Consider the following 5588-nt stretch of genomic DNA (forward strand, 5'->3'; position numbering starts at 1 on the left):
TGTCTGATGCGGTGATTCGAGGAATCGAAGACCACGGCGAAGAATTCGAACTTTCCGTCCAGCACTCGCCAGACGGACGAGGCGCAGGCTCAGAAGTCGATGCATCCGATCCGAAATACACCGACTGGTACAAGGAAGAAGCGGAAAACAACTCCATGAGACTTGTGACCGGCGGGGAAACTGAACCAACGAAAACGGACTCCACGAAATCTGAAGACCGTGATACTGAATAATCTCCGATCGGAGATTAGCACAGTGAGATAACATCCCAGTCATAGACTTGGGGAAGAGCAAATGGCGTTGCACAAACAGTGCAACGCCATTTGCGTCTGCACAGGTTTAGCACAGAAGAAGCCAGCGGCCTGCAGAATATGGGCCCCCAAAATGGCCACTTATCAAGCGACAACCGGAGTCTACGGTGTGTCAGTGCTCAGGCGCGGGAGACGGTCGTCTTGACCGGGGTCGGATTCTGGAAGATATCGAGCACCGGGCAATGGGCATCGACGGTCTTGCGCAGCTCGTCGTAGCGTTCGTCCGACTCTGGTCCTGTGAGCTTGATATCGAGTCGCACCTCGGAGAACCCGGCGCGCACGGACTCGTCGACACCGAACAGTCCCGCCGCATCCAGGTCGGCCTCAGCCCGTATAACGATGTCATCGAAGGGAATGCCGAGTTGCTGCGCATAGAGACGATAGACGACGACCTGGCAGCCGACCAACGCGCCGAGAGCATACTCAACGGGACTGGTCCCAATGTTATCGCCGGCCAGTGCCGCTGGCTCGTCCACGATGAAGGAGTGCTTGCCGGCGCGCACGGTCGTGGCCACGGAACCGACACCGGCGCCTTCGACTGCGTAGGACAGCTGCGAGCTCGAGCGATCGGCATCGATGCGCTCGGACCACGCGGTTCCGGCTTTCGTGATGCGGTCGGCGCGCTCGTCAGCGGTGATCTCGGGGACAGTGGACTGTGTGTTTGTTGTGGTAGTCATAACGTCGAGGCTAGACGCACCGGCGGTGGGCACCGGGCCTCAGCGTAATTTTCCGTCATTGAATCTGCAGATACTCGTCTATGTACCCTCGGTGTCGATTGGGCAGTATATTCTGGGGTGGAACCGCCTCAACTTCAGGAGATACAGGCGATGGACTCAAGTCATGACGAGGGCTCCGGGTTTTGGGGCCGGAAGAAATCGAAAATTCAACCCGGTGATGGGCACCCGCTGAAGCCGTTTCGGTGGTGGCAAATGCTGGGACGCACACTGTTCTATGCACCCCTGAAAACCGATAATGGTCAGCCACGAACTTATGCGGTGAGTGTGGATTTCTTCGACTGGGATGATCGCGCTGATGTGTATTTGAATGGCAAGCACCATGCGCGGGCAAAACTCCCGGCTTCGATCCCTGTTGAAGACGGGGCGATTGAGGTGGCTACAACGCTCTACGGATTGAAGCGCATGCACTTTGTGGCTGCAACAGGCGAAGAACAGGTGCTGAAACCTGATGGTGCCAGTGCCGAAGGACAGCGTGCCAAACTGGCGCAACGTAAACCCGGGTTGAGCCGTGCGATTGGGATCCTTGCAGTGATAATCCTGCTGACCCTGCTGCCCATCGGTCTGCTGCAGTTGGTCGAATTCTTCTCACAAACCGGTGTTGCTGGCAACTTCATGGATCCATTTACCTCGCCAATTAACCTGCCAGAATGGACCAGTACACCACTGTTGGTACTGAGTATTCTCGCCGCATTGGAACGGGCGTTGACTCTGAGGAATCATTGGCTGCTTGATATGGATACCGGTTGGTTCGATTAGGTGGGACACGTACCTGCAGAAGCTTGAAGCGCTGTTAGCGGGGCAGCCTTTGTCGGACAAAGCAGCGTTCGTAATTGGGAGCAGTTGAAAGAGCCCCTAGACCTTGAGTAGCCCTAAAAACCGACTGGTTTAGACGGGCGGACCCATGAGCAGAAGGGTCACGTAGAGGGCTACGACAAGGGCAAGAATGATGAGAATGCTAAGCAGCGGATGGTTGATGATCCAGCGCAGCAGCCGATCATGCCAGGTGTGGTCCCGAGGATCTTCGGTAGCGGTCCGACGCCAATCGCCATCGAGACGACCGGTGCGTTGCAACCAGATATCTACAGGCACAGTCGCGTAGGGGACGACTGCAGACGCAATAGAAATTGCAGCAACTCCGGCCGTCCAACGCTGGTTTTTGCTCATGAGTACAGCGGTGGCCCCATAAGATAAGAACACGAAGCCGTGCACTCCACCGCCGATGGTCACCGCGAGATCCCAGCCCTGGGTGGCCCGCAGGATGAGTCCTCCGATGAGCAGTGTCCACGAGAACACCTCAGCGATCGCAAAGAAGCGGAAAAACTGACGGGGCGTAGAAAACATTGAGGTCCTTGATGCTGCGGGGCTGGGTGTGTATACCACTTGAGCAGTCTAATGGTCGCTCGGCCCTTTCGGAAAAAACCTCTGGCTACCAGAATGGGGTATGAGGCGCTGTTTGAGCTGAACGGCCGAAGACCGCAGACCTCACGGCGCTGGTCATTTACACAAACCCTCTGTGGAAGGAGTGTTGACATGACCACGAACACTACTGATATCTCGTTGCAACTCGCACAAACGGTGGTCGACGCTTGCATGCGTCGCGCTGAAGAACTCGATCTCAAAATGAACGCCGCCGTCGTCGACGTGGGCGCAAATCTCAAAGCCTTCAACCGTATGGACGGCGCATGGTTAGGCAGTATCGACATCTCGATGAAGAAAGCCCGCACCGCTCGCTACTTTGACATGGAAACCGGCGACTTGACCCCGATGGTCCAACCCGGTGAGCAGCTGTATCACGTTGAATTCTCCAACGGTGGGTTGATCACCTTCCCGGGTGGCATCCCGCTGAAACTTGATGACGGCACCGTGATCGGTGCCGTTGGTGTGAGCGGTTCGACGGTTGATAACGATCAGAAGGTCGCTGAAGCCGGCGTTCAGGCTTTCGAATCCGCGCCGAAATAATTCTTCCCGATAACGCAGCGCACGACTTTTCCCCGATGAAGGAGCGAAGAAGAACTCATGAAAGCTGTTGTATATAAAGGACCCTACGAGGTTGCTGTTGAAGAGGTGGACGATCCGAAAATTCAGGACCCCACCGACGTTATTGTTCGCATAACCTCCACTGCTATTTGCGGCTCTGACCTACACATGTACGAAGGCCGAACCGATGCCGAACCAGGCATCACATTTGGCCACGAAAACATGGGCATTGTCGAAGAAGTCGGTTCCGGTGTCACCACCGTGAAGAAGAGCGACCGCGTGGTCATGCCCTTCAACGTTGCCTGTGGCTTCTGTGATAACTGCCGTGCTGGCAAAACCGGCTTCTGCCTGACAGTCAACGAACCGGGTACCGCCGGTGGTGCCTACGGTTACGTGGGGATGGGGCCGTATCCCGGTGGCCAAGCAGAAATGCTGCGCGTACCGTTTGCGGACTATAACTGCGTGCAACTGCCCAAAGGCGAAGAGCACGAACAAGACTTCGCAATGCTCGCAGATATTTTCCCAACCGGCTACCACGCCACCGAACTCGCCGGTGTTCAAGTTGGCGAAACCGTGGCCGTTTACGGTGCCGGACCGGTGGGCCTGATGGCCGCCTACTCAGCACAACTCAAGGGTGCCAGCCGAGTGTTCGTCGTAGATAACGTCGAACACCGGTTGGATCTTGTCAAAGACCTCGGCGCCGAACCGATTAACTTCGACAACGGCGACGCCGCCCAACAGATTCACGATGCGGTCCAGGCGTATGGCGTGGACCGCGGCATTGATGCCGTGGGGTATCAGGCCACCGAGCCATCCGGTGAGGAACAGCCCGCCGTGGTACTCAACCAGCTAGTCGATACGGTCCGCCACACCGGCGGTCTGGGCATTGTTGGACTGTATGTCCCATCGGATCCAGGTGCGCCAGATGAGCATTCAGCAAAAGGTGAGCTGCTGTTCCGCATTGGCCGCTTCTTCGAGAAGGGCCAGTCCATGGCGACCGGCCAGGCCGATGTTAAACGGTACGCACACAAACTGCGGGATATGATCATCGCAGGCCGTGCCAAACCTGGCTTCGTAGTGTCGCAAGAACTTCCGCTTGAAGACGCACCAGGTGCGTATGAGAAGTTCGATAACCGCGAGCCCGGCTACTCCAAGGTTCTCCTGCAACCAGGCCGCTAAATTAACCTCAGCAACTCAGAGCCCGGTCGAGATTCGACCGGGCTCCAGTTGTGTCTGGAAACTGACATTCAAACCGGACTAGGTCGTTTGGCTCGAAGGGGGCAGGTCTGAGCGGAACCGGGAGACCGCGAAGAAGCCGATGGTCAGTACGACCACATGCAACACGAGCGACAGCCCCATGGCCGCTGAGAAGCTGGTGAACTGTAAATTGATCTGCATCATCGCACCCACCGCTGCAGCGCCGATCACCGCGCCTACCTGGCGTGAAGTGTTGTAGACACCGGAACCGGCACCGACCAGGTGACCGGGAAGTTGGCGCATGGAAATGGCAGAGTTTGCTGACCAGCTCAGCGCGTTGGCAGCACCCTGGAACACTAACGGGAGGACCAACCAGCCGACGGCCACCTCGAATGTGATGAGCACGGCAAAGAGAGCCATCGAGGTGATCATGGAGCTGAACCCGATCTTGGAAATCCGGCCGGGTGGCAGACGGTCAGTCAGTCGGCCCATAAGTGGTGCCAAGCTTACCGACACAGCGGCCATCGGTAACATCAGCAACCCGGCACTTTGGGCACTGATGCCCGCGCCCAACTGCAGATAGAGCATGATCGGCAGGTTGACCGAGTACACGGCGAAGCCCAGCGTGGAGACTGAGACGGCGCCCCAGCGGAAGTTACGAATGGTAAAGAGCTCCAGCGGCATCAACGCGTCCAAGCCCAGCCGTTGGGCCCGGCGCTGCAACCAAATAAAGACCACCAGGGCACCTATCCCGATAGCCAAGACCCCGATGAGCCATGCGGGCCACCCCAGTTCCGGGCCTTGTTGCAGCGTAAAGACGATGCCCAAGATCGCGACGAGCGACAGCAGAGCGCTGACGAGATCAATGCGGCCAACACCTGTTGGCAGTTTTGGGACCCACAGTGCAACGAGTACCAGCGCGATGAGACCAAACGGAATGTAGAGCAGGAATACCCAGCGCCAGCCCAGTGCACCGACCAGGAGCCCTCCGGCGACCGGGCCGAAGAGCCCCGAAGAGCTGGCCACGGCCGACCACACGCCCATCGCAGCACCGCGTTTGGTTACTGGGAAGATCCGGTTGATCACGCTCAGCGGCTGAGGGTTCAACAGGGAGGCACCGAATCCTTGGACTGCCCGGGCAACGATGAGCAGCTCTATGGTCGGTGCGAAAGCACAGGTCGCCGCGGCTACCGTGAAGATCGCCATGCCGACCACGTACACATTGCGTTGGCCGAAGCGATCCCCGAGTCGACCGGTGACTAAGAGTGGCACCGCGAAGGTGAGCAGATAGATCGCTGAAACCCAGACCGCCTGATTGACGGTGGCGTCTAAATCCTCGGTAATCTGGGGCAGCGCAACGGCGACC

The 5588-nt window shown here is 57.7% G+C and carries 6 protein-coding genes and 1 pseudogene; 4 read left to right on the plus strand and 3 right to left on the minus strand.

Features of this window, described 5'->3' with window-relative positions:
* Positions 1–233: pseudogene (locus L0H14_RS11555) on the plus strand (BCCT family transporter); the annotation flags it as partial.
* A 197-nt stretch (positions 234–430) separates the two neighbouring features.
* Here L0H14_RS11555 and L0H14_RS11560 read toward each other — a convergent pair.
* Positions 431–988: an OsmC family protein gene (locus tag L0H14_RS11560; RefSeq protein WP_301421903.1), complete on the minus strand. Its 558-nt coding sequence runs from the start codon at positions 986–988 to the stop codon at positions 431–433.
* 150 nt (positions 989–1138) lie between these two features.
* Between L0H14_RS11560 and L0H14_RS11565 the strand changes: the two genes are divergently transcribed.
* On the plus strand, positions 1139–1804 hold the full coding sequence (locus L0H14_RS11565) for a hypothetical protein (protein WP_301419901.1): 666 nt from the start codon (positions 1139–1141) through the stop codon (positions 1802–1804).
* Between the two features lie 129 nt (positions 1805–1933).
* Here L0H14_RS11565 and L0H14_RS11570 read toward each other — a convergent pair whose 3' ends face one another.
* On the minus strand, positions 1934–2389 hold the full coding sequence (locus tag L0H14_RS11570; protein WP_301419900.1) for a DUF3817 domain-containing protein: 456 nt from the start codon (positions 2387–2389) through the stop codon (positions 1934–1936).
* A 189-nt stretch (positions 2390–2578) separates the two neighbouring features.
* Between L0H14_RS11570 and L0H14_RS11575 the strand changes: the two genes are divergently transcribed.
* Both L0H14_RS11575 and L0H14_RS11580 read left to right on the plus strand, forming a co-directional pair.
* Positions 2579–3007 (plus strand): heme-binding protein, encoded by a 429-nt coding sequence (locus tag L0H14_RS11575; protein WP_301419899.1) that lies wholly within the window; start codon positions 2579–2581, stop codon positions 3005–3007.
* A gap of 57 nt (positions 3008–3064) precedes the next feature.
* Entirely contained in the window at positions 3065–4204 is a 1140-nt protein-coding gene (locus tag L0H14_RS11580; protein ID WP_301419898.1) for a glutathione-independent formaldehyde dehydrogenase, read from the plus strand.
* Positions 4205–4282: 78 nt separating this feature from the next.
* On the opposite strand, the gene L0H14_RS11585 is transcribed toward L0H14_RS11580, so the two are convergent.
* On the minus strand, positions 4283–5588 hold a 1306-nt coding region (locus tag L0H14_RS11585; protein ID WP_301421904.1), incomplete at its 5' end, for an MFS transporter.

The organism is Yaniella sp. (assembly GCF_030453185.1).
Lineage (GTDB): Bacteria > Actinomycetota > Actinomycetes > Actinomycetales > Micrococcaceae > Yaniella.

Bases quoted from the DNA above. Each gene is read 5' to 3' on its own strand.
- L0H14_RS11560 (WP_301421903.1), bottom strand. From the start codon at position 988: ATGACTACCACAACAAACACACAGTCCACTGTCCCCGAGATCACCGCT.
- L0H14_RS11565 (WP_301419901.1), top strand. From the start codon at position 1,139: ATGGACTCAAGTCATGACGAGGGCTCCGGGTTTTGGGGCCGGAAGAAA.
- L0H14_RS11570 (WP_301419900.1), bottom strand. From the start codon at position 2,389: ATGTTTTCTACGCCCCGTCAGTTTTTCCGCTTCTTTGCGATCGCTGAG.
- L0H14_RS11575 (WP_301419899.1), top strand. From the start codon at position 2,579: ATGACCACGAACACTACTGATATCTCGTTGCAACTCGCACAAACGGTG.
- L0H14_RS11580 (WP_301419898.1), top strand. From the start codon at position 3,065: ATGAAAGCTGTTGTATATAAAGGACCCTACGAGGTTGCTGTTGAAGAG.